Source organism: Novosphingobium meiothermophilum (assembly GCF_003171715.1).
GTDB classification, from domain to species: Bacteria; Pseudomonadota; Alphaproteobacteria; order Sphingomonadales; family Sphingomonadaceae; genus Novosphingobium; species Novosphingobium meiothermophilum.
This window is the reverse complement of sequence record NZ_QGHL01000015.1, coordinates 48,527-71,836: the sequence shown is the minus strand read 5'-3', so window position 1 is coordinate 71,836 and position 23,310 is coordinate 48,527. Positions and strand designations below refer to the sequence as shown.

Below are 23,310 nucleotides of genomic sequence, written 5' to 3'. Positions count from 1 at the left end.
GCCCTGCCCCAATGAGCTTCGACACCGTTCTCATCGCCAACCGGGGTGCGATTGCCACCCGGATCATCCGCACTCTGCGCCGCATGGGCCTGCGTTCCGTTGCGGTCTATTCGCAGGCCGACGAAGGTTCGCTTCACGTCTCGGAAGCAGACGAGGCCGTCTGCATCGGCGGCGCGCGGCCAAGCGAGAGCTATCTCGACATCGCAAAGATCATCGCCGCGGCGCATCAGACGGGCGCGGGCGCCATCCATCCCGGCTATGGCTTCCTTTCGGAAAACACCGAGTTTGCGGCCGCCTGCGCCGAGGCGGGAATCGTTTTCATCGGCCCCACCGCCGAAAACATCCGCACCTTCGGCCTCAAGCACAGCGCCCGCGAACTGGCAGCCGCGCACGGGGTGCCGCTGGCTCCGGGAAGCGATCTCCTGACCGGCGAGGCCGAAGCCATCGCTGCCGCACTGGCCATCGGTTATCCCGTGATGCTCAAGGCAACCGCGGGCGGCGGCGGCATCGGGATGCGCGTGTGCGAAACCGAAGCTGACGTGCGCGAAGGCTTTGCCGCGGTGGCCCGGCTGGGCCAGAGCAATTTCGGCGATGCGGGCGTATTCCTTGAACGCTTCGTGCGGCGCGCGCGGCATGTGGAAGTGCAGATCTTCGGCGATGGCGAAGGCCGGGTGGTGGCACTGGGCGAGCGCGACTGTTCGCTCCAGCGGCGCAATCAGAAAGTGGTGGAAGAGGCACCTGCCCCGCTCCTGCCCGAAGCCGTCAGGCAGGCACTGTTCGCAGCCGCGATTCGCCTTGGCGAAGCGGCGCGCTACCGTTCTGCCGGAACGGTGGAGTTTCTCTACGATGCCGACCGCGAGGAGTTCTTCTTCCTTGAGATGAACACCCGCCTGCAAGTGGAACATGGCGTGACCGAAATGGTCTTCGGCGTGGATCTTGTGGAATGGATGATCCGCGGCGCTGCGGGCGATTACAGCTTCCTCGATACGGCACCGGTTACGCCGCTGGGCCATGCGGTTCAGGTGCGGCTCTATGCCGAAGACCCCGCACTCGATTACCGCCCCACCTCCGGAACGCTCACCTGCGTTCGCTTCCCCGATGACGTGCGCACCGAAACGTGGGTCATGGCCGGGACGGAAGTGAGCGCCTTCTACGATCCCATGCTTGCCAAGCTGATCGTTCACGCCTCAAGCCGCGAGGCGGCAGTCGAAGCCATGCAGCGCGCGCTTGCCGCCAGCCGCATCGACGGGATCGAGACGAACCTGCGCTGGCTGCGCAGCGTGGTGGCATCGCCAGCTTTCACCAGCGGCGAGGTTTCCACCCGCGCTCTGGAAAGCATCAGCTTCACCCCGCAAAGCATCCGGGTCATCAGCGGCGGCACGTCCACCACCGTGCAGGACTGGCCCGGAAGGCAGAAGCTGTGGGCCGTGGGCGTGCCGCCATCCGGCCCGATGGACGACCAGTCCTTCCGCATCGGCAACCGTTTGCTGGGCAATCCCGAAGGCATGGCCGGGCTGGAAATGACTGTTACGGGCCCCACGCTCGCCTTTACCGCTCCGGCCCGCGTGTGCCTGACCGGCGCCGATTTCGGTGCCATGCTCGATGGCAGACCCGTGGCGCCGGGCACGCCGTTCGACATCGCTGCCGGGCAGACCCTCAGCATGGGGCGGGCATCGGGCGGCGGGATGCGCGGCTATCTCCTCATCGCAGGCGGGCTGGACATCGCGCCCTATCTCAGCAGTTGCAGCACCTTCGAACTGGGTCAGTTCGGCGGCCATGCGGCGCGGCGGCTGGTGGCAGGCGACGTGCTTCATCTGGCTGGCGCCCCGACCAGCAGTGCAGCCCCGACCATTCCGCTCCCCGCGCTGGGCACCGAATGGACGCTGCGTGTGCTCTATGGCCCGCACGGGGCGCCCGATTTCTTCACCGACGATGATATCGACATGATCGTCGCCGCCGACTGGCAGGTCCACTACAACTCGAACCGCACCGGGGTGCGGCTGGTCGGACCGAAGCCCGAATGGGCGCGGCGCGACGGCGGCGAGGCAGGGCTTCATCCCTCGAACATTCACGACAACCCCTACGCCATCGGCGCGGTGGACTTCACCGGGGATATGCCCATCATCCTTGGACCGGATGGGCCCTCGCTTGGCGGCTTTGTCTGTCCCTTCGTGGTCATTGCCGCAGACTTGTGGAAAGTTGGCCAGCTTGCCGCCGGAGACCGGGTGCGCTTCGTCCCGGTCAACATGGCCGAGGCAAGCGCCGCTGCCGCCGCACAGGCCACGCTGCTGGAGAACGGAACCAAGGTGCCGCCAAGCCGCCCTTGCGCCATCGCTGCACAGACCCCGATACTGGCCGAACTGCCCGAAGGCACAGGCCGCCCCCGCACCGTCTATCGCCAGCAGGGGGATCGCAACATCCTGGTGGAATACGGCCCTCTGGTTCTCGATATCGAGCTGCGCATCCGCGTCCATGCACTGATGACCGAGCTGGAGCGCATGGCCATTCCGGGCGTGATCGACATCGTTCCCGGAATCCGCTCGTTGCAACTGCACTTCGATGGCGCGGCGCTGGACCAGCAAGGGGCACTCGACGCGCTGATCGCGGCCGAAGATCGGCTTGGCGACCTTGAAGACTTCGCCATCCCTTCGCGCATCGTCCACCTGCCGCTGAGCTGGCGCGATCCTGCCACCATCGAGACCATCGAGAAATACATGGGCGCGGTGCGTGACGATGCGCCATGGTGCCCGGACAACATCGAGTTCATCCGCCGCATCAACGGCCTGCCCGATGTGGCGGCGGTGGAGAACCTGATCTTCGATGCCAGCTATCTCGTCATGGGGCTGGGCGATGTCTATCTCGGCGCGCCGGTGGCAACGCCTGTCGACCCCCGGCATCGTCTGGTCACGACCAAGTATAACCCCGCGCGCACGTGGACCCCGCCCAATGTCGTCGGCATCGGCGGGGCCTACATGTGCATCTACGGCATGGAAGGACCGGGCGGATACCAGTTGTTCGGCCGCACCATCCAGGTTTGGAACACCTATCGCCAGACCGCCGATTTCACCGAAGGCAAGCCGTGGCTGCTGCGCTTCTTCGACCAGATCCGCTTCTATCCGGTCAGCGCCGAGGAACTGGCCGAATGGCGGCGTGATTTTCCCAGCGGCAGGCGATCGATCACCATCGAGCCGTCCGAGTTCAGGCTGGCCGATTATCGCCGGTATCTGGCCGACAATGCCGAAGCGATTGCCGCCTTCGAGGCGCAGCGCAAGGCTGCTTTCGATGCCGAACGCGCCGACTGGCAGGCACGCGGAGAGTTTGACCGCATATCGGCCCTTGCAGAAGCCGACACGCCCGACGAGGCCGAAGTCAGCGTCCCCGAAGGGGCCGATCTTGTCGAAGCTCCGTTCGGCGGCAGCGTGTGGAAACTGCTCGTGGCCAATGGCGATGAAGTGAAGACCGGGGATACCATCGCGGTGCTGGAATCGATGAAGATGGAATGCCCCGTGCTCAGCCCCGGCACGGGCCGGATCGTTGCCCTCTATGTCACCGAGAAACAGTCGCTCCAGCCCGGCGCGCCGATCTTTGCGCTGGAGAAGGCGGCATGAGCGCCGCCTTTCGCCAAAGCGCATCGCGCATCGCCGCCGATGTCGGCGCAGGCATCACCAGCGCGGTGGCCGTGATGGAAGCGACGCTGGCGCGCATTGCCGCCTATGATGCGGTTCAGCCGCAGGTGTGGATCAGCCGTGCATCGCCGGATGATCTTCTGGCACAGGCCCGCGCCGTCGATGCCCGCGTTGCCGCCGGAGAGCACCTGCCACTGGCGGGCGTTCCCTACGCGGCCAAGGACAACATCGACGTTTCCGGGCTTGAGACGACCGCCGCCTGCCCCGCCTTTGCCTATCGCCCCGGCGCCAATGCGACGGTGATCGACCGGCTGGCAGCCGCAGGCGCGATCTGCGTGGGCAAGACCAACCTCGACCAGTTCGCCACCGGGCTGGTCGGCACGCGCAGTCCCTATGGCATTCCGCGCAATGCCTCGAACCTCGCCTATGTCAGTGGAGGGTCGAGTTCCGGTTCGGCCGTTGCCGTGGCCGCCGGGCTGGTTCCCATCGCGCTGGGCACCGATACCGCAGGGTCGGGCCGGGTTCCGGCGGCATTCAACCACCTGATCGGGTTCAAGCCCACCAAGGGCCGCTGGCCCACACAGGGCCTTGTGCCTGCCTGCCGCAGCATCGACTGCATCACCGTGTTTTCGGATGATGTTGCTGATGCGCGCCTTGTCGATGCGGTGATTGCCGGGTTCGATCCGGCCGATCCGTGGTCGAAACCGCTGGCGGACCGCCCCCTTGCCGCCCGCCGCATCGGCGTTCCCCGGCGTGGTCAGCGCCTGTGGTTCGGCGATGTGGAAGCCGAGTATCTCTATGACCGCGCGCTCGATGTGCTGGCGGGCCTTGCCGAAGTGGTCGAGATCGACATGGCCCCGCTGCAGGAAGCGGCGCTGCTGCTCTACAACGGGCCATGGGTTGCCGAACGCACCGCCGCCATGTCCCGGATTCTGAGCGAGAATCCCGATGCGGTCGATCCTACCGTGCGGACCGTAGTGGAAGCAGGCTGGAGCAAGAGCGCTGTCGAACTGTGGAACGGCATTTACCGGATGGCCGCGCTGAAGCGGCAGGCAGACCGCCTGCTGGGCGAAGTCGATCTCCTTGCCTTTCCGACCACGGGCACGACCTACCGCGTGGCAGAACTGCTGGCATCGCCGGTTGCGCTCAACAGCAATCTGGGCGCCTATACCAACTTCGTGAACCTGCTGGATATGGCCGCGGTTGCCGTGCCTGCGGGGCAGCGCGACAATGGCACTGGCTTTGGCATCACCCTGATCGGCCCGGCTGACAGTGACCGTGCGCTGCTGACGGCGGCCGAAGCGTGGCTGGCCGCCGCACAGCTTCCTCCCCCACCCCCGCTCGATCTGGAGGGCAAGATGCAGACCGTTAAACTCGCCGTGGTTGGCGCACACCTTGAAGGGATGCCGCTGCACTGGCAGCTTACCTCGCGAAACGCCATATTCGTTGGCGCTTTCGAAACCGCGCCGACATACCGGCTTTATGCCATGGCCGACAGCGTGCCGCCCAAGCCTGCGCTGGTGTTCAGCGCCGATGGCGCGGCGATCAAGGTGGAAGTCTATGAACTGGGCGTGGCTGAGTTCGGCAGCTTTGTGGTTGAAGTCCCGCCGCCGCTGGCCATTGGCACGGTGGTGCTGGCTGATGGCAGCAGCGTGAAGGGCTTCGTGGCCGAACCGCGCGCGCTCGAAGGTGCCCAGGACATCACCCACCTTGGCGGCTGGCGCGCCTATATCGCCAGCAAATCCTGATCCCGAAGCGAAAGGCCCTCCCCATGTTTCGCAAGACGCTTGCCCTTATCCCGATGGTCATCGCCGCGCTATTGGGGGCTGGCCCTGCCAGCGCGCAAGTGGTGGAGCAGGCGCAGACCGTGCCCGGCTTTGCCGATTTCATTGCGGTTGATGGCGATGCGGTATGGCTGACCAATCGCGGCAAGGTCGAAAAATGGGGTCGCAACGGTAAACTCGCCGAAGTGCCGGTCGAACGGCCCTGCGGGGCCATGGCCATCGGCTTCGGATCATTGTGGGTGGCCAACTGCGCCGAAGGCACACTGCTGCGCATCGATCTGGAAGAGGCAAAGGTTGTCGCCACCATCGCCAGCGGCATTGCCAACCAGAAACAGGGCGAACTGATCGTGGCGACAGGGGCCGGTTCGGTCTGGCTGGCAAGCAAGCCCGAAGGCGCGGTCGCCCGCATCGATCCGGCAAGCAATGCCGTCATTGCCAGCATCCCGGTTGATGCCGATACGTGGTATGTCACCTATGGCTATGATGCCCTGTGGGCGGTCAGCGCAACGCAGCAGACGCTCCAGAAGATCGACCCGAAAACCAACACCGTGGTTGCCCGCGCGCCACTGGGCAAGATGCCGGGATTCCTCGCCGCAGGTGAAGGCGGAGTGTGGGTGCAGGAACAGGGCGAAGGCACGCTGGTGCGCGCTGATCCCGCCACCGGGCAGGTGACAGGGCGCATCAAGGTGGGCGCAAACCTCAAATACGGCGATATCGATACTGGCGATGGGAAAGTATGGCTGCGCACCACGGATGACCAGATCTTTGCCGTGATCGATCCGGCTTCGATGACAGTCAGCGGCAGGCATGGCAAGGCAGCGGGAAGCGGCGCCATCCGCTTTACGCCCAAAGGCATCTGGACCAGCGCCCATGATGTCCACACGATTTCGTTCTGGCCGATAAAGGGCCTGCTCGAAGCGGCAAAGCCCTGACTGCGGCCGCTTCCCAGATCCAAACGCGCTTTGGACCCTACACCTTGCGCAACGCCGCCAGAACAAGCCCGGCCTGTGTCTCGGCGAGCCAGTCCACGTCAAGCGGCTGCGCGCCGACCGGCTCGAACACGTTCTGCCACAGCGCGGCATAGATCAAGCTTCCGGCCACCGAATGCGCCGCCATATTCGGATCCGGGCACGAGAACTCGCCGCGTTCAATCCCGTGGATGATGAGCCGTTCAACCGCGCCGATCAGGCAGATCATCGTGGTTTCGTGGTAGAAGCGGGCCAGTTCGGGAAAGTTGCGCCCCTCGCCCACGATGAGACGCGGCAGAAAGGCCATTTCCGGGCTGGCAATCCGCTTCGTTGCGTTGCGGATGAACCCGCGCAGCAGCGCGGGTGCGGGCAGACTGCCGTAATCGCTGGGCAGAAGGGCGGGCATCAGTTCGGTGATGACACCCGAAACCAGCGCACGGAACAGGGCTTCCTTGCTGTCGAACGCCAGATAAAGCGCCGCGCGGCTGATGCCGACCCGGCTTGCCACATCCTCCAGCCGGGCTGCGGCAAAGCCGTGGGCGGCAAACTCCTCGCGCGCAGCTTCGAGGATGCGGGCCTTGCGATCTTCCGGAGTCTTGCGGGGCATGGCTCATGCTATAGCTGACGCAACCGTCAGTTAAAAGGCGCGTCAGCACGCGGCATCGGTCAAATCGGGCAAAAGAGGCGGTGGCGGCGCATCTCCGGCGGCTGTGCGGGGTGCAGTTTCTGGTTCCGGAAGCCCCGCCACCGCGCGAGTTCTGCCAGTCCCTGGCGCAGGGAGGATACCCCGCAACGGCCCGATCGCCCGCATCGTTTCTTTACGTAGGAATCATGCGTGCGGGATCGACGGCAAGTGTGGCGAACCGGCACTGTCGCGCGGCCCCTTGCTCTTGCGGGCTACCGGTTGCATAGGCGCGCACAAGATTCTCACCCGTTTCGATCTGCGAAAGGCCCCGCCGATGAAGGTTCGCGTCCTGGTCACTCTCAAGAACGGCGTCCTCGATCCGCAGGGTCGGGCCATTCACCACGCGCTCGAAGGACTGGGCTTTTCGGGCGTCAACGATGTTCGCGCCGGACGCGTGATCGAACTCGACGTTGCCGACAGCACCACCGACGAAGCGCTTGACGAGATGTGCCGCAAGCTGCTCGCCAACATGGTGATCGAGAACTACCGCATCGAAAGGGCGGCCTGAGCAAGCGGTCTGATCCGACGATCTGCGCGCATCACGATTTGCGTGCAATCTGAGCTGCGCAAGGAGCATCTCCCATGGCCTTCACTTCCGCCGTCATCACCTTCCCCGGATCGAACTGCGACCGCGACATGGCCGTTGCCATCGAGCAGGTCTGCGGCGGCACCGTTCACCGCGTGTGGCATGGCGATGCCGACCTGCCTGACGGGCTTGATTTCATCGCCCTGCCCGGCGGATTTTCCTATGGCGATTATCTGCGTTCCGGCGCGATGGCAGCTCGTTCGCCGGTGATGCAGGCGGTAGTCCGCGCGGCCGAACGCGGCGTGGCGGTTCTGGGGGTCTGCAATGGCTTTCAGGTGCTGACCGAGGCGGGCCTGCTGCCCGGTGCGCTGATGCGCAACGCTGGCATCCGCTTTGTCTGCCGCGATGTGGCGCTGACGGTAGAGAACAGCCAGTCGCTGTTCACCGCGGGCTACGAAGCGGGCCAGCGCATTGTCATTCCGGTGGCGCACCACGATGGCAACTATTTTGCCGACGATGCCACGCTTGACCGCCTTGAGGCCGAAGGCCGGGTGGCCTTCCGCTATGCCGAGCAGGTCAACGGTTCGGCCCGCGACATCGCCGGCATCCTGAACGAGCGCGGCAATGTGCTGGGCATGATGCCGCATCCGGAACGGATGATCGAACCCGCGCAGGGCGGCACCGACGGTCGCGCTCTGTTCGAAAGCGTGGTGCGCTCGCTGGTCTCCGCCTGACACCAGCGACGGCTTGCCGGAGTCTCAGCTTGCCAGCCGCTCCCGAAAGCGCGGCGTGCTGAACAGGGCGAGCGCATCGGCAGCGCTCATCGGGCGCCCGAAGTAGTAGCCCTGGATCTTCTTGCAGCCCAGACGGCGGATCACTTCGAGCTCCAGTTCGGTCTCGACCCCTTCCGCGGTAGTCGACATTTCCAGACTGTCGGCCATGGCCACCACGGCACGGCAGATCGCAAGGCTTTCGGGATTATCCTTCGCCGCGCCCTGCACGAAGCTGCGATCGACCTTGATCGTCGAGAAACGCATCTTGCGCAGATAGCCCAGCGAGGAATAGCCGGTTCCGAAATCGTCGAGAGCAACGCCGCAACCGATGCCCATCAGGTTTTCCAGCGTCATCTGCGCGGTGGTGCCGTCGCGCACGAAGATACTCTCCGTCACCTCGATCTCAAGGCGATGCGGCGAAAGCCCGGTGCTGGTCAGCGCGCCAACCACGGTTTCGGCAAAATAGGGATCGAGCAGCTGTTCGCCCGATACGTTGACCGCAATCTTGACGTGCTCCGGCCAGTTCATTGCCTCGCGGCAGGCCGTGCGCAGCACCCATTCGCCAATCGGCACGATCAGCCGGGTGTCTTCAGCCAGCGGAACGAACTTTGCCGGGCTGACAAAGCCGTGCTCGCTGCTGGTCCAGCGCAGCAGGGCCTCGAAGCTCAGCACGCTCTCCGTCATCGCATCGACCACCGGCTGATACATCAGCGAGAACTCATTGCGTTCCAGTGCGTGCCGCAACGAGAACTCAAGCTTGCGGCGTTCCTCGGCATGGGCGTGGAGCGAGGGTTCATAGGTGCAGTGCCGCCCGCCGCCCTCGTCCTTGGCCCGGTAGAGCGCCAGATCGGCGTTGCGCAGCAGGGTTTCCACCGTCGAACCGTCACGCGGCCCGATTGCCGAACCGACACTCGCCCCGACATAGAGGGTGTGGTGATCGACCTCGTAGGGACGTGAAAGCGTGGCGATGATCGCCTCGGAAAGCTCCTCAAGACGCCGCCCGTCGGCCGCGTCACGGATGACCACTGCAAACTCGTCACCGCCAAGGCGCCCGCACACCTCATTGGCGCGCATCACCGCCTTCATCCGCTCCGAAACGAGCGACAGCAGCTGATCGCCGACCAGATGGCCCAGCGTATCGTTGATGGCCTTGAATCGATCCAGATCGATCATCAATAGCGCGCAGGACGTGCGCCACTTCTCGGCATAGGCCAGCGCATCGCCCAGCGCTTCGGTCAGCATCAGGCGGTTGGGCAAGCCGGTCAGAGTGTCGTAGCGCGCGAGATAGGCAATCTTTTCGGCGCTCTCGCGCTGTTCGGTAACATCGGACCCCACTCCGCGAAATCCGACGAACGTGCCGTTCTCGTCAAACTTGGGGGATGCGGAAAGTTCCCACCAGCGATGGTTGCCGTGCAGCGTCACGCGCACCAGCAGGTTGGAAAAGCTTTCGCGCCGCTTCAGCCGTTCGGCCAGATCGTGCAGGCTGGAATGGAAATGCCCGCTTTCCCAGGCCAGCCCGGCGATAAGCTGGATCAGAGGCTTGCCTTCCACGTCTTCGGGGTCTTCGCCGAGCGCGAAGGCAAAGCGCGGACTGACCGAACGCACGCGGCGGGTGGCATCGATCTGCCACAGCCAGTCGGCATCGCCTTCCTCGAACTCGCGCAGCAGGAGCGAGACGACTTCCGCCTTCTCGGCCATCCCGGCCTCTGCCACGCGCGCGCCAAGAAATGTCCGCGCCGCTTCGACAGCGCCCACGCTGACGATGACGATGAACGCCACGGCGACTGACGCCGCCGTATATTCCCCCCAGAACAGGAACGACAGGATTGCAGACAGGCCGACCACGCCCGCAAAGAGCACCGTGGCAATGGGCAGCGCTGCAAATGTAACGGCCCTGCCGGTCATCAGCATGGCCAGCACCGTCCACAAGGTCATGCGTTGCGCGGCGTCGCCAAAGGCGGAAAAGACCAGCATCGGCACGCACCAGACTGCCGCCACAGCCAGCGAACTTAGGTTCTGCCGGTGCATTTCCTGACGGCTGACCCGCCGCCGGTCGGCATCGACCAGCGAACGATCATAGCGCGCGCCGAAGATCAGCACCCCCACAAGCAAGGCCATCCATCCCACCAGCAGGGCAAGATGGACGCTGCGGCCATAGGTTTGCAGAACCAGAAGCGCCGCCATGACATGGGCGATGAGGCGCGGAAAGGTGAGCTTTGCAAGGCTGGAATACTGCAAGCCGCGCAGGCGGCCCCAGTCCCCTTCCTCAGGATCACGCAGACCGATCACAGCAAGGATCGGCAGCTTGGCCGCAACGGGATTTTCCTGAGGCGCAGATAGTTTTGTCACGCCCCGATACTTACCGCCGATTCATTATCCAAAAGTAAGCGCCGCGGCCGTCGCGCGCGGCCGTGCCAGCAAAAATATGGCCCGCCGCACCCCCTATGGAGCGCGACGGGCCGGACTTTCCTCCCCAGGAAAGGTCCGTATAGGCGTTGCCCGTTTCGTTAACGCATCCGTCAACGTCCCAAAGCGCTGCCAAGCCGGTGGTAGAGGTTCGAGAACTTCACCGATTCGGGCTGGTCCTCGATGACCTTGAGGTAGTGCAGTACTGCCTCGCGGATCAGCTTGAAGTCCTCGGTCGAGAGGACCGCGCGGGCACGTGCAGGTTCAGCCATTCTGGGTCTCCTTCTTGGATCTTCGAGGCGTGATTGCCGCGAGGATTTCGGGTCGTCTTCAGGGATTGGGCGGGAGAACCGCCCCCCGCCGGGTCATGCGGCGAACTGGTTCATCGTGTTGTGGATGCCACCGGCCTTCAGCGCGGCTTCTCCTGCGAAGTATTCCTTGTGGTCGTCGCCAATGTCGGAGCCGGCCATGTTCTGGTGCTTCACGCAGGCGATGCCCTGGCGGATTTCCTCGCGCTGGACCTGCTTGACATAGCCCAGCATGCCCTCTTCGCCGAAGTAGCGCTTGGCGAGGTTATCGGTGCTCAGTGCCGCCGTGTGGTAGGTGGGCAGTGTGATGAGGTGATGGAAGATGCCCGCCTCGCGCGCCGCATCGCGCTGGAAAGTGCGGATGCGTGCGTCGGCTTCGATCCCCAGCTCGCTGTTGTCGTAATCAACGCTCATCAGCTTCGCCCGGTCATAGGCGCTCATATCGCGGCCTTCGGCTTCCCAGGCATCGAACACCTGCTGGCGGAAGTTCAGCGTCCAGTTGAACGAGGGGCTGTTGTTATAGACCAGCTTCGCGTTCGGGATCACTTCACGGATGCGCTTCACCATGCCGCCAATCTGGCCGATGTGGGGCTTTTCAGTTTCGATCCACAACAGGTCCGCGCCGTTCTGGAGCGAGGTGATGCAATCCAGAACGCACCGGTCCTCGCCGGTTCCGGGGCGGAACTGGTAAAGGTTCGAAGGCAGGCGCTTGGGACGCATCAGCTTGCCATCGCGGCTGATGAGCACATCGCCGTGGCCGAGGTTCGCCGGATCGACTTCCTCGCAATCAAGGAACGAATTGTACTGGTCGCCGATGTCGCCCTTTTCGCGGGTGTAGGCGATCTGCTTGGTCAACCCTGCCCCAAGCGAGTCAGTGCGGGCAACGATCACCCCGTCATCAACGCCAAGCTCCATGAAAGCATAACGCACGGCGCGGATCTTCGCGAGGAAGTCCTCGTGCGGCACAGTGACCTTGCCATCCTGGTGGCCGCACTGCTTTTCGTCGGAAACCTGGTTCTCGATCTGGATGCAGCAGGCGCCCGCCTCGATGAACTTCTTTGCGAGAAGGTAGGTCGCCTCGGCATTGCCAAAGCCCGCGTCGATATCGGCAATGATCGGCACCACGTGGGTTTCGAACTCGTCGATCTTGTGCAGGATGCGGTGGGTGTTGACCGCATCACCCGCCTTCTTCGCCGCATCGAGATCGCGGAACAGCATACCCAGTTCGCGGGCATCGGCCTGCTTGAGGAAGGTATAGAGTTCCTCGATCAGCGCAGGCACGCTGGTCTTTTCGTGCATCGACTGGTCCGGCAGGGGGCCGAACTCGCTGCGCAGCGCGGCGACCATCCAGCCCGACAGGTAGAGGTAGCGCCCCTTGGTCGTGCCGAAGTGCTTCTTGATCGAAATCATCTTCTGCTGACCGATGAAACCGTGCCAGCATCCGAGCGACTGGGTGTAGTTCGCCGGGTCCGCATCATAGGCTTCCATGTCGCGGCGCATGATTTTGGCGGTGTAGCGCGCAATGTCCAGACCGGTCAGGAAGCGGTTCTGGAGGCGCATCCGGGCCACGTTTTCGGGTTCGATCCCGTCCCAGGTCTGCGCGAAAGGCGCAATGGCCTTGCCGGCTTCGACGATCTTGCTGTGGTAGGTCATGTCCCGTGTTCCCTCACGTGGTCTGTGTCTGATGTGAGACCGGCATAACCCTGCGATCACGGCGGCGGAACGCCTTATGCAGTCATGTTGTCAAACTTTACAGAATATGCTTGTAAAGTTGTGCAGACCCTACAGGAGGCGTATCCGGTGTCGTCAAGACCACTCTACCTCGGCCCGCGCCTCAAGCGCATCCGCCGCGAACTGGGCCTGACCCAGCAGGCCATGGCCGATGAATTGGGGATCTCCCCAAGCTATATCGCCCTGATCGAGCGCAACCAGCGCCCCTTGACCGCTGATCTGCTGCTCCGGCTGGCGCGCGCCTACAAGCTCGACATGGCCGATCTTGCTGCCGACGAGCGCGACGATTACGCCCGAAGGCTGAGCGATGCCCTGCGCGATCCGCTCTTTGCGGATATCGATCTGCCCGCCCTTGAAGTGTCCGATGTGGCGGCAAGCTTTCCCGGTGTCACCGAGGCACTGCTGCGGCTCTACGGTGCATGGCAGCGCGAGCAGCAGGCCCTTGCCGATCAGCGCAATGCCCTTCCCGGACCCGGCGCAAGCGATCCGGTGGGCGAGGCCCGCCGCTTCGTGGCTGCGCGGCGAAACTATTTTCCCGCGATCGATTCAAGGGCCGAAGAGCTTTCCGCCGAGATCGACAAGGCAGGCGGGGCGGTGGACTGGCTGCGGCTGCGCGGCGTGCGGGTCCGCTTCCTGCCACCCGAAGTGATGATGGACGCGGTGCGCCGCTATGACCGGCATAATGAGCAGCTCCTTGTCGACGATACGCTTTCGCCTTCCGGCCGGAACTGGCAGCTGATGCAGCACATCGCCTACACCACGCTGCGCCCCGACATTGCCGCCGTGATCCGGGGGGAAAGCTTTGCCAGCGATACGGCCGCGCAGCTCGTGCGTCGGGCGCTTGCCAGCTATGCCGCCGCCGCGCTTGTCATGCCTTATGACCGCTTCGCGCGCGCGGTCGATGCGCGCCGCTATGACATCGAGGCGCTTTCCGGCCAGTTCGGCGCGAGCTTCGAACAGGTCACGCACCGGCTGACCACGCTCAACCGGCCAGGGCAGGAACGGGTGCCGTTCTTCTTCATCCGCGTCGATGCGGCAGGCAATGTCTCCAAGCGGCTCGATGGCGCGGGATTTCCCTTCGCCGCGCATGGCGGGGGATGCCCCCTGTGGAGCGTGCACGAAGTCTTCCGCAGACCCGGCGAAATCGTGACGCAGTGGCTTGAACTGCCCGATGGCCAGCGCTTCTTTTCGCTGGCGCGCACCGTGACATCGGGCGGCGGCGGTTTTGGCCGCCCTCGCTGGACGCGCGCAATTGCGCTGGCCTGTGCGGCCGAGCACGCGCCGCGCCTTGTCTATGCCGCAGGCGCCGATGCGGCGAGCGCTGCGGCAACGCCGATTGGCGTGACCTGCCGCCTGTGCCACCGCGCGCAGTGCACGGCCCGCGCCGAACCGCCCATCGGCCGGGAAATCCTGCCCGACGATTACCGGCGCGGGGTGGAACCGTTCAGCTTTGCCGAGTCGTGAAGCATTGACCGGATCACTTGCGGCGCATCGGCTTGGCGGCTATCGGCGCGGCTTCTGCCGGGGTGCCCGGAGCCTGCGAAAGCGCTGCCCTTGTCCAAGATCATTCCCCTTGCCGATGTCGACCCCGCCCTGATCGAGGAACTGCTGGATGCAGCCTTCGAGCCTGAGCGGCGCGGCCGCACCGCTTACAAGGTGCGCGAAGGCATGGACTGGCTGCCCAACCTGTCCTTCGCTGCGCTGGACGATAACGACATGCTGGCCGGCACCATCCAGTGCTGGCCCGTGGCCCTGACCGATCCGGCCGGGCGGATGCACCCCATGATAATGGTCGGCCCCGTGGCGGTCATGCCGCACCTTCAGGGCGAAGGGTTCGGCAAGGCGCTGATGACCGCCAGCCTCACCGCGATCGACCCGCGCGCGCCGCTGCCGCAGGTGCTGATCGGTGATCCCGAATACTACGAACGCTTCTTCGGTTTCAGCAATGCCCACACTGGTGGATGGAAGCTGCCGGGGCCTTACGAACAGCGTCGTCTGCTGTGCCGCACCGCAAACCCTGCGGTTCTGCCGCAAGAGGGCATGTTGGGGCCTTGGCGGCGCTGACGGGTTCTGGCATCGGCGCAGAAGGTGACGATTGACCGATGCCCTACGAACCGCCCCCCGAACTCGCCGCGCTGAGCCTTGCCGAACTGGCCGCGCAGGTGGCTGCACGCAAACTGCCGCCGGTTGAACAGTGGCAGCCGCAGGACGTTGGCGACAGCGAAATGCGCATTGGCGCCGATGGCCGCTGGTTCCATCAGGGCGGCGAAATCCGACGCCCCGCGATGGTGCGCGCCTTTGCCTCGCTGCTGATGCGCGACAAGGCCGGGCAGCACTGGCTGGTTACGCCCTTCCAGCGCCTGTCGATCATGGTTGATGACGCAGCCTTCATCGCCACCGATATGGAAGCAAAGACCGACGCCGACGGACGACGGGTCCTTGCCTTCAGGCTGAACACCGACGATCTGGTGATATGTGGCCCTGAAAACCCGCTGCGCGTGGCAGGAACGCCGGATGTGCCAGCCTTCTATCTGACAGTGCGCAATGGCACCGAGGCCCGGCTCAACCGGAGCACCTACGGCCAGCTGATCGACCACGCGCTGAGCCTTGGCGATGAACTCGTGGTGGAAAGCCGCGGCGCACGGTTTGCACTGGTGCCGGGCACATGACCCTGTTCGACCGGCTGACGCGCCTGTACGAGGATGGCCACCGCGAACCGGTGAAGCAGCTTTACGAAGACTGGCGCCCCCTGCCCGAACATGGCCTGCGCCTCGCCGCCGTGCTGATCGCCGTGACTGACCGCGCTGGCCATGCCGAAGGTCCGGGCGTGCTGCTTACCCATCGTCCGTCGCACATGCGCGCCCACCCCGGACAGGCCGCATTTCCCGGCGGCAAGCTTGATCCCGGCGAGACCCCCGTTGAAGCGGCGCTGCGCGAGGCGAACGAGGAACTTGGCATTCGCCCCGAAGACGTGCGCGTGATCGGCACGACCGACCGCTTCCGCACCGGCACCGGCTATGACATCACGCCGGTTCTGGCGATGGTGCCCGAAGGGCTGACCATCACTCCCAACCCAGCAGAAGTGGCCGAATGGTTCGAACCGCCGCTGGGCTTTCTGCTCGATCCGGCGCAGCACCGCTGGCAATCGGCAGAATGGAATGGCCGCAAGGGCCGCTTCATCGAGATCATGTGGCGGCACCATCGCATCTGGGGGGTTACGGCGGCGATCATTTCCAATCTGGCCAAGCGCATCGCATGGAAGGACTTGCCCGCATGATCCGACGCCTGCCCGAAGCCGAATGGACGGCGCGCGCCGATCTTGCTGCGCTGGTTGCGGCGCTTGATCCGGAGGCGCAGGGCAATTGCCGCTGGGTGGGCGGCGTGGTGCGCGACACCCTTCTGGGCATCGTCTCGAAGGACGTGGACATGGCCACGACCCTCGTGCCCGCAGAGGTCACGGCGCGGCTGGGGGCTGCCGGGATCAAGACCATTCCAACCGGCATCATTCACGGCACGATAACAGCCGTCCTGCCCGGCGGCGTGGTGGAAATCACCACGCTTCGCCGGGATGTGTCCACCGATGGCCGCCATGCTACCGTGGCATTCTCCACCGACTGGCGGGATGATGCAGCACGGCGCGATTTCACGATCAACGCGCTCTATGCCGATCCGCGCACGGGTGAAGTGTTCGATTATAACGGCGGACTGGAAGATCTGGCCGCGCGGTGCGTGCGCTTCATCGGCGATGCCCGCCAGCGTATCCGCGAGGATTACCTGCGCATCCTGCGCTATTTCCGCTTTCAGGCGCGCTATGGCTCCACCCCCGCCAATGCCGAGGCCGAATGTGCGGTCCAGCAACTGGCAGCCGGGCTGAAAGGGCTCTCGCGCGAGCGGGTGGGCTGGGAACTGATGACCCTGCTGGCCCTGCCCGATCCCGCACCCACTGTGCGGCGCATGGCCCAACTCGGCGTGCTGGAGCAGGTTCTGCCCGAAGCCGATGTCGCGGGGCTTGAACGCCTCACGTCTCATGAAGCCGCGCAGGCAGTTGCCCCCGATGCCTTGCGCCGGCTTGCAGCCTTGTTGCCTGCCGATCCCGCGCTGGCTGAACAGGTTGCGGCGCGGCTGCGGCTTTCCACTGCGCAGCGCAAGCGTCTGGCAATCGCGGCCGCGCGCGATGGGGCGCCGATCGACGCCAGAGCGCTGGCCTACCGGCTCGGCATGACCGAAGCCTGCGACCGTCTGCTGCTTGCTGGCGAAACGCTCTCCGCGCTCGAAGGATGGTCCGTGCCGGAGTTTCCGCTCAAGGGCGGCGCCATCGTTGCCCGCGGCGTCACCGCCGGGCCAGAGGTGGCGCGGCTGCTGCGCGAGGTGGAAGCGGCGTGGATTGCCGAAGGCTTTCCGGACGCGGCGCGAACAACCGCGCTGCTGGACGAGATGTTGACGAGCCGCTGAAGCTCAACCCTTCCACTCGCGCCGTTCCTCGGCAGCGCGCAGCACTTCATAGGCAAGCTGAAGCTTCTGGAACTCTTCCGCTGCCGCCTTGTCGCCGGGGCGCACATCCGGATGAACCAGCTTGGCCTTCATGCGCCACGCCTTGCGCACGGCGTCGAAATCGGCATCGGGTTCAAGCTCCAGCACCTCAAGCGCGCGCAGTTCATCGCGGCTGCGCGTGCCATCGCCGGAACCGCCCCACTCGGCCCATGCCGCCTGCCGATAACCCGAAGCCTCACCGCGCTCTTCGGCCTCGCGGCGTTCGGCCTCTTCCTTGTCCAGCCCTTCGAAATAGTTCCAGCCCTGATTGTATTCGGCCGCATGGGCCTGACAGAAATACCAGCGCTCCGGGCTGTTGGGCGATTTGGGCGCCGGGCAGTCGCCCTTCTGGTCGCACCCTGCGCGGTCGCACAGGCGCACCGGCGCCGCATCGCGCGCGCTGCCATAGCCGCGCCAGCGGGGAAAGCCCCAGTCATTGGATCGAGTGGAACGCGCCATCGCACTGTGCAAAGCCAAAGCCTTTACCAAAGGTCAAGATGAACCGGCCGGCATGGCGCGCAAAAAGGCCCGGAAAGACGAATGCCTTTCCGGGCCTTGCGCTTGTGCGTGGATAACCCGTGTCAGTTCACCGTGACAGTTACCGCGCGGCGGTTGCGCGCCCACGACTGCTCGTCAGAGCCAAGCGCAATGGGGCGTTCCTTGCCATAGCTGACGACAGTGATGCGCGAAGGATCGATGCCGAGGCTGGCAAGATAGTTCTTCGCGGCATTGGCGCGCCGTTCACCCAGCGCAATGTTGTAATCGCGCGTGCCGCGCTCGTCGCAGTGGCCTTCGATGGTGATGGCCTTGTTCGGATAGCGCGCCAGCCATGCGGCCTGGCTCTGAAGGATGGCCTGATCCGCAGCGTCGATGTTGTAGCGGTCGGTGTCGAACAGCACCGTATCGGACATGATCGAGGCCAGGAAATCGGCCTGGCTGCCAGGCACCGGACCGCTCGGCGCGGTCGATCCCTGATAGGACGACTGCGTCGGGCCGGGTTCGGGCGGAAGGGTCTTGGGCTTTGAGGCGCAGGCACCGAGGGTCAGCGTCGCGGCAGCAAGGCCGACATACAGCAGCGAACGGGACATGTGTTTCTCCTCTATTTCGGAAAAATGGCGGTGTAGTGTGCTTAAATTGCGACGAGACGTTGGCCGACTTCCTTGCCGGAAGCAAGCCCCTTTCTCCGCATCAGGGCAGAACCGGACCCCATGCAGGGTCGGAACCATCGACTGGGGTATTCAGTTTCCGCTCGTTCCGGCCCGTGAGATCAACCTGCCAGATCCCGGTGCGTCCGCTGCCACGCTCGGTCCGGAAAAACTGCACGATACGGCCGTTGGGCGACCATGTGGGCGCCTCATCCTGCCACGAATCGGTAAGGAAGCGCATCGAGCGGCCGTTGGGATCGGTCACGGCAATGCGGAAATTGCCCCCGATATGGGTAAAGGCAATCTGGTCGCCGCGTGGGGACCATTCCGGCGTTGCCGCGCGGCCGCCGAAAAAGCTGATGCGCTTCTGGTTGGAGCCATCGGCATCCATCACATAAAGCTGCTGGCTGCCCGAACGGTCGCTCTCGAACACGATCTTGCTGCCATCGGGCGAGTAAGACCCGCCAACATCGATGCCGGGGCTGTCGGTCAGGCGGGTGGAAGGGCCTCCGTTGACAGAGACGCGGTAGATGTCGGTATTGCCTGCCACCGCCATCGAATAGAGGATCCACTTGCCATCGGGCGACCAGCGGGGCGCGAAAGTGGGATTGGTGCTTGATGTCACGAGCGTTTGCTGCCCGGTGCCGACATTGTAAACATAGATGCGCGGCGCACCGTTCAGATAGCTGAGATAAACGATCTTGCTGTAATCGGGCGAATAGCGCGGCGTCAGCGCAGTGGCCTGCCCGTTCGTGATAAAGCGGTGGTTGGCCCCATCCGAATCCATGATCGCCAGTTGCTTGCGGCGGCGGTCCTTCGGGCCGGTTTCGGCGATATAGGCAATCTTGCTGTCGAAGAACGGACTCTCGCCCGACAGGCGCGAATAGACCATGTCGGCACACTTGTGCGCAGCACGGCGCCATTCTTCAGGCTTTACAACATAGCCCTGGCGGGCGAGCTCGCTGCCCAGCGCCACGTCATAGAGATAGCAGCCAACCGTCAGTCGCCCGTCCGGATTGGCCTTCACGAAGCCCTGCACCAGCATTTCCGCCGATCGTCCGCGCCAGCCGGAAAATGCAGGCGCCGTCACCTCGACAAAGGGCACGCGCGGCAGGGCATCAGGCCCGACCGGCTTGAACAGGCCGTTGTTCTTGAGATCGTTGTAAACCACCCGCGCCACATTGCGGCCAAGTGCTTCGGTATTGCCGCCATCGGCAGCGGTTTCGACAACTTCGTTGGTGGGAAAGGCAGGAATGGCGATTCCCAGATCCTGCCATTCGTTCTCATCGGAAACCGATCCGGTAAGCCCCTCATCGGTGGCGACTTGCCGCGCCGAGGAGGCAGGCAGCGACGCCTGCTGGGCTGCCACGATGGCAGGAAGCGAGACCAGTCCGAAAGCAAGGATCGTCAGGCGTTTCTTCATTGGGACAATTTCCTGTCAAAGCGGAAGGCGGCAACGCGCTTCCAGCCGGAATAATACATTTCAGGCAGATCGAACGGTGCGGCAAGCTGCACCGCGCGGATCGCCTGCTCGGCATGGCGCTTGGCCTGGGCTTCATTGGCAGGCGTGATGCCCTCCTGATCGACCACGCGCGGACGGCCTGCAAGCGTTCCGTCGGGATTGAGATCCCATGCCAGGATCGTGACCAGCTTGTCGGCATCGACACCCTGCGGCGCGGCCCAATGCGGCTTGATCTGGCGCGAAATTGCGCTGGCAAGCGATGCCTTCACTTCCGGCCCCATCGTGGCGGCGGGTGCGCTCGTGGCGGTGCCGGGCCTGGTGGCGCCGGGGATGCCCTTGAGAAAATCCGAACCGATACGGCTTCCGCCAGCAGGCACATCGGGGCGGCGCCGCGCGGCGTCATCGGCCGGCCTTGCCGGCGCACTGGCAGTGGCAGAAGGCTTCGCCACGGGAGGCGCAGGCTTCTTGGCCGGTGCGCTTGCCGAAGGGGCTGGCGAAGGCTTTGGCGCGGGCTTGACCGGTTCCGGCTTGGGCTTTGGCGCAGGCTCCGGCTTGGGAACCGGTTTCGGAAGCGGCTTGGGTTCCGGCTTGGGCGCTGGCTTCGGCTCCGGTTTGGGTTCGGGCTTGGGCGCTGGCTTCGGCTCCGGTTTGGGTTCGGGCTTTGGTTCTGGTTGAGGCTCCGCCCGCGCCTCTGCCGGCTGCGGTTCACCAAGTTCAGGCGCGATATCAGGCGCGGCTTCCGCCATTGGATCGGGCGAGGTCGATTGCTGGGCGATCTCCTGCGAGAAGGTCACTTCCATCCGTTCCGGCGGCGGCTTTATCGTCTTTCCGGGAGGAGCAATCGACAGCACTGCCAGCAGGGCCACATGCGCCGCCACGGCAAGGCCAAGCCCCAGCCTTTCCTGCCGTGAGAGGGAGGCATCGGTATCCGGAAATCCGTCTGCGGCAAACTCTCGCATCGTGGCTGCCTTATTGCGGCGCAGATGAACTGTTTGTGACCAGCGAGATCGACTTGAACCCGGCTGCGTTCAGTTCGCCCATGACCGCCGCGACGCGTCCCCAGTCAAGCGCACGATCGGCACGCAGCGTAACCAGCGGCGGCTTGGGACCGCGCTGCAATCCGGCCAGGCGATCGGCCAGTTCGCCGGGGGCAAGCTGCTCGTCGTCGAGATAGACGGCGCCCGCGGCATCGATGCTCACCGTAATCTGGTCCTGCTGCTGATCGAGCGGATCGGCCTTGCTGTCGGGCAGATCGACCGGAACCCCGGCGGCCAGCATGGGCGCCGTGACCATGAAGATGATGAGCAGCACCAGCATGACATCGACCAGCGGCGTCACGTTGATTTCGCTCATCGCTGCCCGGCCGCCCCTGCCGCGCCGTCCGCGCCCGCCACCTGCGCTTCCGCCCATGGACATGCCCATGGCTCAGCCCTCCAGTTCGCGGCTGAGCGAGGCGTGGAACCGGTCGGCGAAGCGGTAGAGACGGGTCTCGAAGCGGTTCACCCGGTGCGAAAAGCGGTTGTAGGCAATAACTGCCGGGATGGCCGCAAACAGACCGATGGCAGTGGCGAAGAGCGCTTCGGAAATGCCGGGAGCCACCACCGCAAGCGAGGAGTTTTGCTGTGCGCCGATATTGAAGAAGCTGTCCATGATGCCCCAGACAGTGCCGAACAGACCGACGAAGGGCGCAACCGACCCGGTGGTGGCAAGGAAGTTCAGCCGGGCGGCCAGTGCATCGGTCTCGGCCACCACCGCGCCGTCAAGCGCGGTCGAAAGCCGCTGACGCGTGCCTTCGCGGTCGATCGTCTTGCCCGCGGTAGAGCGGCGCCATTCGGCAAGCGCGGCATTGACCACCCGCATGGTGGGAATGTCCTTGCCCTTGTTTTCCTTCTGGAACTGCTCGATGTCGCGCGTTTCCCAGAAACCGCGCTCGTAGGTGTCGCACCCGGCCTGCACCTTGCGCATCCGCAGCGAGAAGCCGATGATGATTGCCCAAGTCCAGATGCTGGCCAGAACAAGGCCAAGCATCACCGCCTGCACGACATAGTCGGCATCGAGGAACAGCTTCAGCGGGTTGAGATCGGTCGGCGCGAAAGTCGGGCCGGCGGCGAGCAGATCAATGGTCATGCGGTTTGCGGTCCTAGAGGATCGGATAAAAGGGTCTGGAAGGCAGCCACCCATTCGCGCGGCTGGCGAAGCGGGCGTCCGTTCGGCGAAACGAAAGCAACCCGCACCTTGGCATCGCACAGAAGCGTCTCATGCCTGAACGCACGCTGCACGATGCGGCAGGTGGCGGGAGAAAGCTCGGCTACGTGGCTGTGAACCACCACGTCGTCATCAAGCCGCGCGGGCCTGAGATAGCGCAGGTCCATATCGGTCACTGCATAGGCGCCCTCGCCCGCCTCGTGCGCGGCGCGCTGGTCTATGCCCAGCAGGCGCAGCATGTCCGACCGGGCGCGTTCGAACCAGCGCAGATAGTTCGCATGATAGACCACCCCCGAAAGGTCCGTGTCCTCAAAATAGACGCGAACCGGAAAGAGGTGGCGCGGACCATCGAACAGGCCGGAAGGCGGACAAGGAAAATACATTCGCGCCTTGCCTAGCTTGCGGACGACTCCGCCCGCAAGAGGGGTAAACGTCTTATCCTGCAAAACGGTCGACTCATCGCGCCAGCATGGGGCCAAGCGGACGTCCGGCAAAAAGGTGGACGTGCAGATGCGGCACTTCCTGATGCGCATCCAGCCCGGTGTTGGCAAGCAGGCGATAGCCCGGCGCCACCAGCCCCATGTCGCGCGCCACCTTGCCCACGGCCCGGACGAAGCCTGTGATCTCAGCATCGGACGCCCGCGCCGAAAAATCGTCCCAGCACACGTATGACCCCTTGGGGATCACGAGCACATGCGTAGGCGCCTGTGGATTGATGTCGTGAAAGGCCAGCGCGAAATCGTCCTCATAGACGGTCCGGTTGGGGATTTCCCCACGCAGGATCTTCGCAAACACGTTCTGGTCGTCATAGGGCTGAGTGGCATCAACGGCCATGTCACATGCTCCGGCTGGCTTTTTCCACGATCCCCGATGTGCCCTCGCGCCGTTCGAGTTCGGCCAGCACGTCGGCCAGAGGCACATCCCTGGCCGAAAGCAGCACCATCAGGTGAAAGATCAGGTCCGCCGCCTCGCCAACCAGTTCGGCACGGTCTCCGGCAAGGGCGGCGATCACGGTTTCGGTGCCTTCCTCGCCCACTTTCTGCGCGATCTTGGCAAGGCCCCTTGCGTTCAGCTTCGCAACGTAGCTGGCCGATGGATCGCCCGCGCGGCGCGCGGCAATCGTGGCTTCGAGCCGGGCAAGTATGTCACCGTGTTCCATAT

The 23,310-nt window shown here is 64.5% G+C and carries 23 protein-coding genes; 10 read left to right on the top strand and 13 right to left on the bottom strand.

All coding sequences use genetic code 11. From position 1 onward, the window contains the following. Positions 1–11: 11 nt before the first annotated feature. From uca to DKM43_RS13375, 3 genes are read left to right on the top strand one after another with little or no spacing between them, the layout of a single operon-like run. Positions 12–3,608: an urea carboxylase gene (gene uca / locus DKM43_RS13385; protein ID WP_109799003.1), complete on the top strand. Its 3,597-nt coding sequence runs from the start codon at positions 12–14 to the stop codon at positions 3,606–3,608. Next, a complete protein-coding gene (atzF, locus tag DKM43_RS13380; RefSeq protein WP_109799002.1) occupies positions 3,605–5,374 on the top strand; it encodes an allophanate hydrolase in 1,770 nt (589 codons plus the stop codon). Before uca ends, atzF begins: the two co-directional genes overlap by 4 nt. A gap of 23 nt (positions 5,375–5,397) precedes the next feature. Next, complete coding sequence (locus DKM43_RS13375; RefSeq protein ID WP_109799001.1) at positions 5,398–6,342, top strand: Vgb family protein; 945 nt, start codon at positions 5,398–5,400, stop codon at positions 6,340–6,342. 37 nt (positions 6,343–6,379) lie between these two features. Here the strand turns inward: DKM43_RS13375 and DKM43_RS13370 are convergent, their stop codons facing one another. After that, on the bottom strand, positions 6,380–6,985 hold the full coding sequence (locus DKM43_RS13370) for a TetR/AcrR family transcriptional regulator (protein ID WP_109799000.1): 606 nt from the start codon (positions 6,983–6,985) through the stop codon (positions 6,380–6,382). 352 nt (positions 6,986–7,337) lie between these two features. Between DKM43_RS13370 and purS the strand changes: the two genes are divergently transcribed. Together purS and purQ are read left to right on the top strand one after the other, a co-directional pair. After that, positions 7,338–7,571, top strand: coding sequence for a phosphoribosylformylglycinamidine synthase subunit PurS (gene purS, locus DKM43_RS13365; protein WP_109798999.1), 234 nt, complete (start codon positions 7,338–7,340; stop codon positions 7,569–7,571). Positions 7,572–7,645: 74 nt separating this feature from the next. Next, positions 7,646–8,323 carry a phosphoribosylformylglycinamidine synthase subunit PurQ gene (gene purQ, locus DKM43_RS13360; RefSeq protein ID WP_109798998.1) on the top strand — a complete coding sequence of 226 codons (678 nt, stop codon included), beginning with the start codon at positions 7,646–7,648 and terminating at the stop codon, positions 8,321–8,323. A 24-nt stretch (positions 8,324–8,347) separates the two neighbouring features. On the opposite strand, the gene DKM43_RS13355 is transcribed toward purQ, so the two are convergent. The 3 genes from DKM43_RS13355 to DKM43_RS13350 form a co-directional block, all read right to left on the bottom strand. Further along, complete coding sequence (locus tag DKM43_RS13355; protein WP_236632586.1) at positions 8,348–10,711, bottom strand: putative bifunctional diguanylate cyclase/phosphodiesterase; 2,364 nt, start codon at positions 10,709–10,711, stop codon at positions 8,348–8,350. Between the two features lie 170 nt (positions 10,712–10,881). Further along, positions 10,882–11,040: a hypothetical protein gene (locus DKM43_RS16595; RefSeq protein WP_201739872.1), complete on the bottom strand. Its 159-nt coding sequence runs from the start codon at positions 11,038–11,040 to the stop codon at positions 10,882–10,884. A 93-nt stretch (positions 11,041–11,133) separates the two neighbouring features. Next, positions 11,134–12,729 (bottom strand): isocitrate lyase, encoded by a 1,596-nt coding sequence (locus tag DKM43_RS13350; protein ID WP_109798996.1) that lies wholly within the window; start codon positions 12,727–12,729, stop codon positions 11,134–11,136. A gap of 147 nt (positions 12,730–12,876) precedes the next feature. On the opposite strand from DKM43_RS13350, the gene DKM43_RS13345 reads away from it, so the two are divergent. The 5 genes from DKM43_RS13345 (at position 12,877) to DKM43_RS13325 (ending at position 17,259) form a co-directional block, all read left to right on the top strand. After that, complete coding sequence (locus tag DKM43_RS13345; protein WP_236632585.1) at positions 12,877–14,271, top strand: helix-turn-helix domain-containing protein; 1,395 nt, start codon at positions 12,877–12,879, stop codon at positions 14,269–14,271. Positions 14,272–14,361: 90 nt separating this feature from the next. Further along, entirely contained in the window at positions 14,362–14,871 is a 510-nt protein-coding gene (locus DKM43_RS13340; protein ID WP_109798994.1) for a GNAT family N-acetyltransferase, read from the top strand. A 38-nt stretch (positions 14,872–14,909) separates the two neighbouring features. Beyond that, complete coding sequence (locus DKM43_RS13335; protein WP_109798993.1) at positions 14,910–15,476, top strand: DUF1285 domain-containing protein; 567 nt, start codon at positions 14,910–14,912, stop codon at positions 15,474–15,476. Continuing rightward, on the top strand, positions 15,473–16,084 hold the full coding sequence (locus DKM43_RS13330; protein WP_109798992.1) for a CoA pyrophosphatase: 612 nt from the start codon (positions 15,473–15,475) through the stop codon (positions 16,082–16,084). Before DKM43_RS13335 ends, DKM43_RS13330 begins: the two co-directional genes overlap by 4 nt. Continuing rightward, positions 16,081–17,259: a CCA tRNA nucleotidyltransferase gene (locus tag DKM43_RS13325; RefSeq protein ID WP_109799059.1), complete on the top strand. Its 1,179-nt coding sequence runs from the start codon at positions 16,081–16,083 to the stop codon at positions 17,257–17,259. Before DKM43_RS13330 ends, DKM43_RS13325 begins: the two co-directional genes overlap by 4 nt. 3 nt (positions 17,260–17,262) lie before the next feature. Here the strand turns inward: DKM43_RS13325 and DKM43_RS13320 are convergent, their stop codons facing one another. The 9 genes from DKM43_RS13320 to DKM43_RS13280 all read right to left on the bottom strand — a co-directional run bounded on the left by DKM43_RS13320 (position 17,263) and on the right by DKM43_RS13280 (position 23,308). Next, positions 17,263–17,796 carry a J domain-containing protein gene (locus DKM43_RS13320; RefSeq protein ID WP_109798991.1) on the bottom strand — a complete coding sequence of 178 codons (534 nt, stop codon included), beginning with the start codon at positions 17,794–17,796 and terminating at the stop codon, positions 17,263–17,265. A gap of 122 nt (positions 17,797–17,918) precedes the next feature. Continuing rightward, complete coding sequence (gene pal, locus DKM43_RS13315) at positions 17,919–18,425, bottom strand: peptidoglycan-associated lipoprotein Pal (protein WP_109798990.1); 507 nt, start codon at positions 18,423–18,425, stop codon at positions 17,919–17,921. A gap of 100 nt (positions 18,426–18,525) precedes the next feature. Then, entirely contained in the window at positions 18,526–19,905 is a 1,380-nt protein-coding gene (gene tolB, locus DKM43_RS13310) for a Tol-Pal system beta propeller repeat protein TolB (RefSeq protein ID WP_109798989.1), read from the bottom strand. Further along, positions 19,902–20,903, bottom strand: a complete 1,002-nt coding sequence (locus DKM43_RS13305) for a hypothetical protein (protein WP_109798988.1) — start codon at positions 20,901–20,903, stop codon at positions 19,902–19,904. The genes tolB and DKM43_RS13305 overlap by 4 nt, the downstream gene beginning before the upstream one ends. A 10-nt stretch (positions 20,904–20,913) precedes the next feature. Continuing rightward, positions 20,914–21,366, bottom strand: coding sequence for an ExbD/TolR family protein (locus tag DKM43_RS13300; protein ID WP_201739871.1), 453 nt, complete (start codon positions 21,364–21,366; stop codon positions 20,914–20,916). A 3-nt stretch (positions 21,367–21,369) separates the two neighbouring features. Continuing rightward, positions 21,370–22,071 carry a protein TolQ gene (tolQ, locus tag DKM43_RS13295; RefSeq protein WP_109798986.1) on the bottom strand — a complete coding sequence of 234 codons (702 nt, stop codon included), beginning with the start codon at positions 22,069–22,071 and terminating at the stop codon, positions 21,370–21,372. After that, positions 22,068–22,532 (bottom strand): YbgC/FadM family acyl-CoA thioesterase, encoded by a 465-nt coding sequence (locus DKM43_RS13290; RefSeq protein ID WP_109798985.1) that lies wholly within the window; start codon positions 22,530–22,532, stop codon positions 22,068–22,070. The genes tolQ and DKM43_RS13290 overlap by 4 nt, the downstream gene beginning before the upstream one ends. A 73-nt stretch (positions 22,533–22,605) precedes the next feature. Continuing rightward, positions 22,606–22,983 carry a histidine triad nucleotide-binding protein gene (locus DKM43_RS13285; RefSeq protein ID WP_109798984.1) on the bottom strand — a complete coding sequence of 126 codons (378 nt, stop codon included), beginning with the start codon at positions 22,981–22,983 and terminating at the stop codon, positions 22,606–22,608. Between the two features lies 1 nt (position 22,984). Beyond that, positions 22,985–23,308 carry a phosphoribosyl-ATP diphosphatase gene (locus DKM43_RS13280; RefSeq protein ID WP_109798983.1) on the bottom strand — a complete coding sequence of 108 codons (324 nt, stop codon included), beginning with the start codon at positions 23,306–23,308 and terminating at the stop codon, positions 22,985–22,987. Positions 23,309–23,310: the final 2 nt, after the last annotated feature.

Excerpts from the sequence above, each read along its gene's own strand:
- uca (WP_109799003.1), top strand. The coding sequence starts at position 12 with ATGAGCTTCGACACCGTTCTCATCGCCAACCGGGGTGCGATTGCCACC.
- atzF (WP_109799002.1), top strand. The coding sequence starts at position 3,605 with ATGAGCGCCGCCTTTCGCCAAAGCGCATCGCGCATCGCCGCCGATGTC.
- DKM43_RS13375 (WP_109799001.1), top strand. The coding sequence starts at position 5,398 with ATGTTTCGCAAGACGCTTGCCCTTATCCCGATGGTCATCGCCGCGCTA.
- DKM43_RS13370 (WP_109799000.1), bottom strand. The coding sequence starts at position 6,985 with ATGCCCCGCAAGACTCCGGAAGATCGCAAGGCCCGCATCCTCGAAGCT.
- purS (WP_109798999.1), top strand. The coding sequence starts at position 7,338 with ATGAAGGTTCGCGTCCTGGTCACTCTCAAGAACGGCGTCCTCGATCCG.
- purQ (WP_109798998.1), top strand. The coding sequence starts at position 7,646 with ATGGCCTTCACTTCCGCCGTCATCACCTTCCCCGGATCGAACTGCGAC.
- DKM43_RS16595 (WP_201739872.1), bottom strand. The coding sequence starts at position 11,040 with ATGGCTGAACCTGCACGTGCCCGCGCGGTCCTCTCGACCGAGGACTTC.
- DKM43_RS13350 (WP_109798996.1), bottom strand. The coding sequence starts at position 12,729 with ATGACCTACCACAGCAAGATCGTCGAAGCCGGCAAGGCCATTGCGCCT.
- DKM43_RS13335 (WP_109798993.1), top strand. The coding sequence starts at position 14,910 with ATGCCCTACGAACCGCCCCCCGAACTCGCCGCGCTGAGCCTTGCCGAA.
- DKM43_RS13330 (WP_109798992.1), top strand. The coding sequence starts at position 15,473 with ATGACCCTGTTCGACCGGCTGACGCGCCTGTACGAGGATGGCCACCGC.
- DKM43_RS13325 (WP_109799059.1), top strand. The coding sequence starts at position 16,081 with ATGATCCGACGCCTGCCCGAAGCCGAATGGACGGCGCGCGCCGATCTT.
- DKM43_RS13320 (WP_109798991.1), bottom strand. The coding sequence starts at position 17,796 with ATGGCGCGTTCCACTCGATCCAATGACTGGGGCTTTCCCCGCTGGCGC.
- pal (WP_109798990.1), bottom strand. The coding sequence starts at position 18,425 with ATGTCCCGTTCGCTGCTGTATGTCGGCCTTGCTGCCGCGACGCTGACC.
- tolB (WP_109798989.1), bottom strand. The coding sequence starts at position 19,905 with ATGAAGAAACGCCTGACGATCCTTGCTTTCGGACTGGTCTCGCTTCCT.
- DKM43_RS13305 (WP_109798988.1), bottom strand. The coding sequence starts at position 20,903 with ATGCGAGAGTTTGCCGCAGACGGATTTCCGGATACCGATGCCTCCCTC.
- DKM43_RS13300 (WP_201739871.1), bottom strand. The coding sequence starts at position 21,366 with ATGGGCATGTCCATGGGCGGAAGCGCAGGTGGCGGGCGCGGACGGCGC.
- tolQ (WP_109798986.1), bottom strand. The coding sequence starts at position 22,071 with ATGACCATTGATCTGCTCGCCGCCGGCCCGACTTTCGCGCCGACCGAT.
- DKM43_RS13290 (WP_109798985.1), bottom strand. The coding sequence starts at position 22,532 with ATGTATTTTCCTTGTCCGCCTTCCGGCCTGTTCGATGGTCCGCGCCAC.
- DKM43_RS13285 (WP_109798984.1), bottom strand. The coding sequence starts at position 22,983 with ATGGCCGTTGATGCCACTCAGCCCTATGACGACCAGAACGTGTTTGCG.
- DKM43_RS13280 (WP_109798983.1), bottom strand. The coding sequence starts at position 23,308 with ATGGAACACGGTGACATACTTGCCCGGCTCGAAGCCACGATTGCCGCG.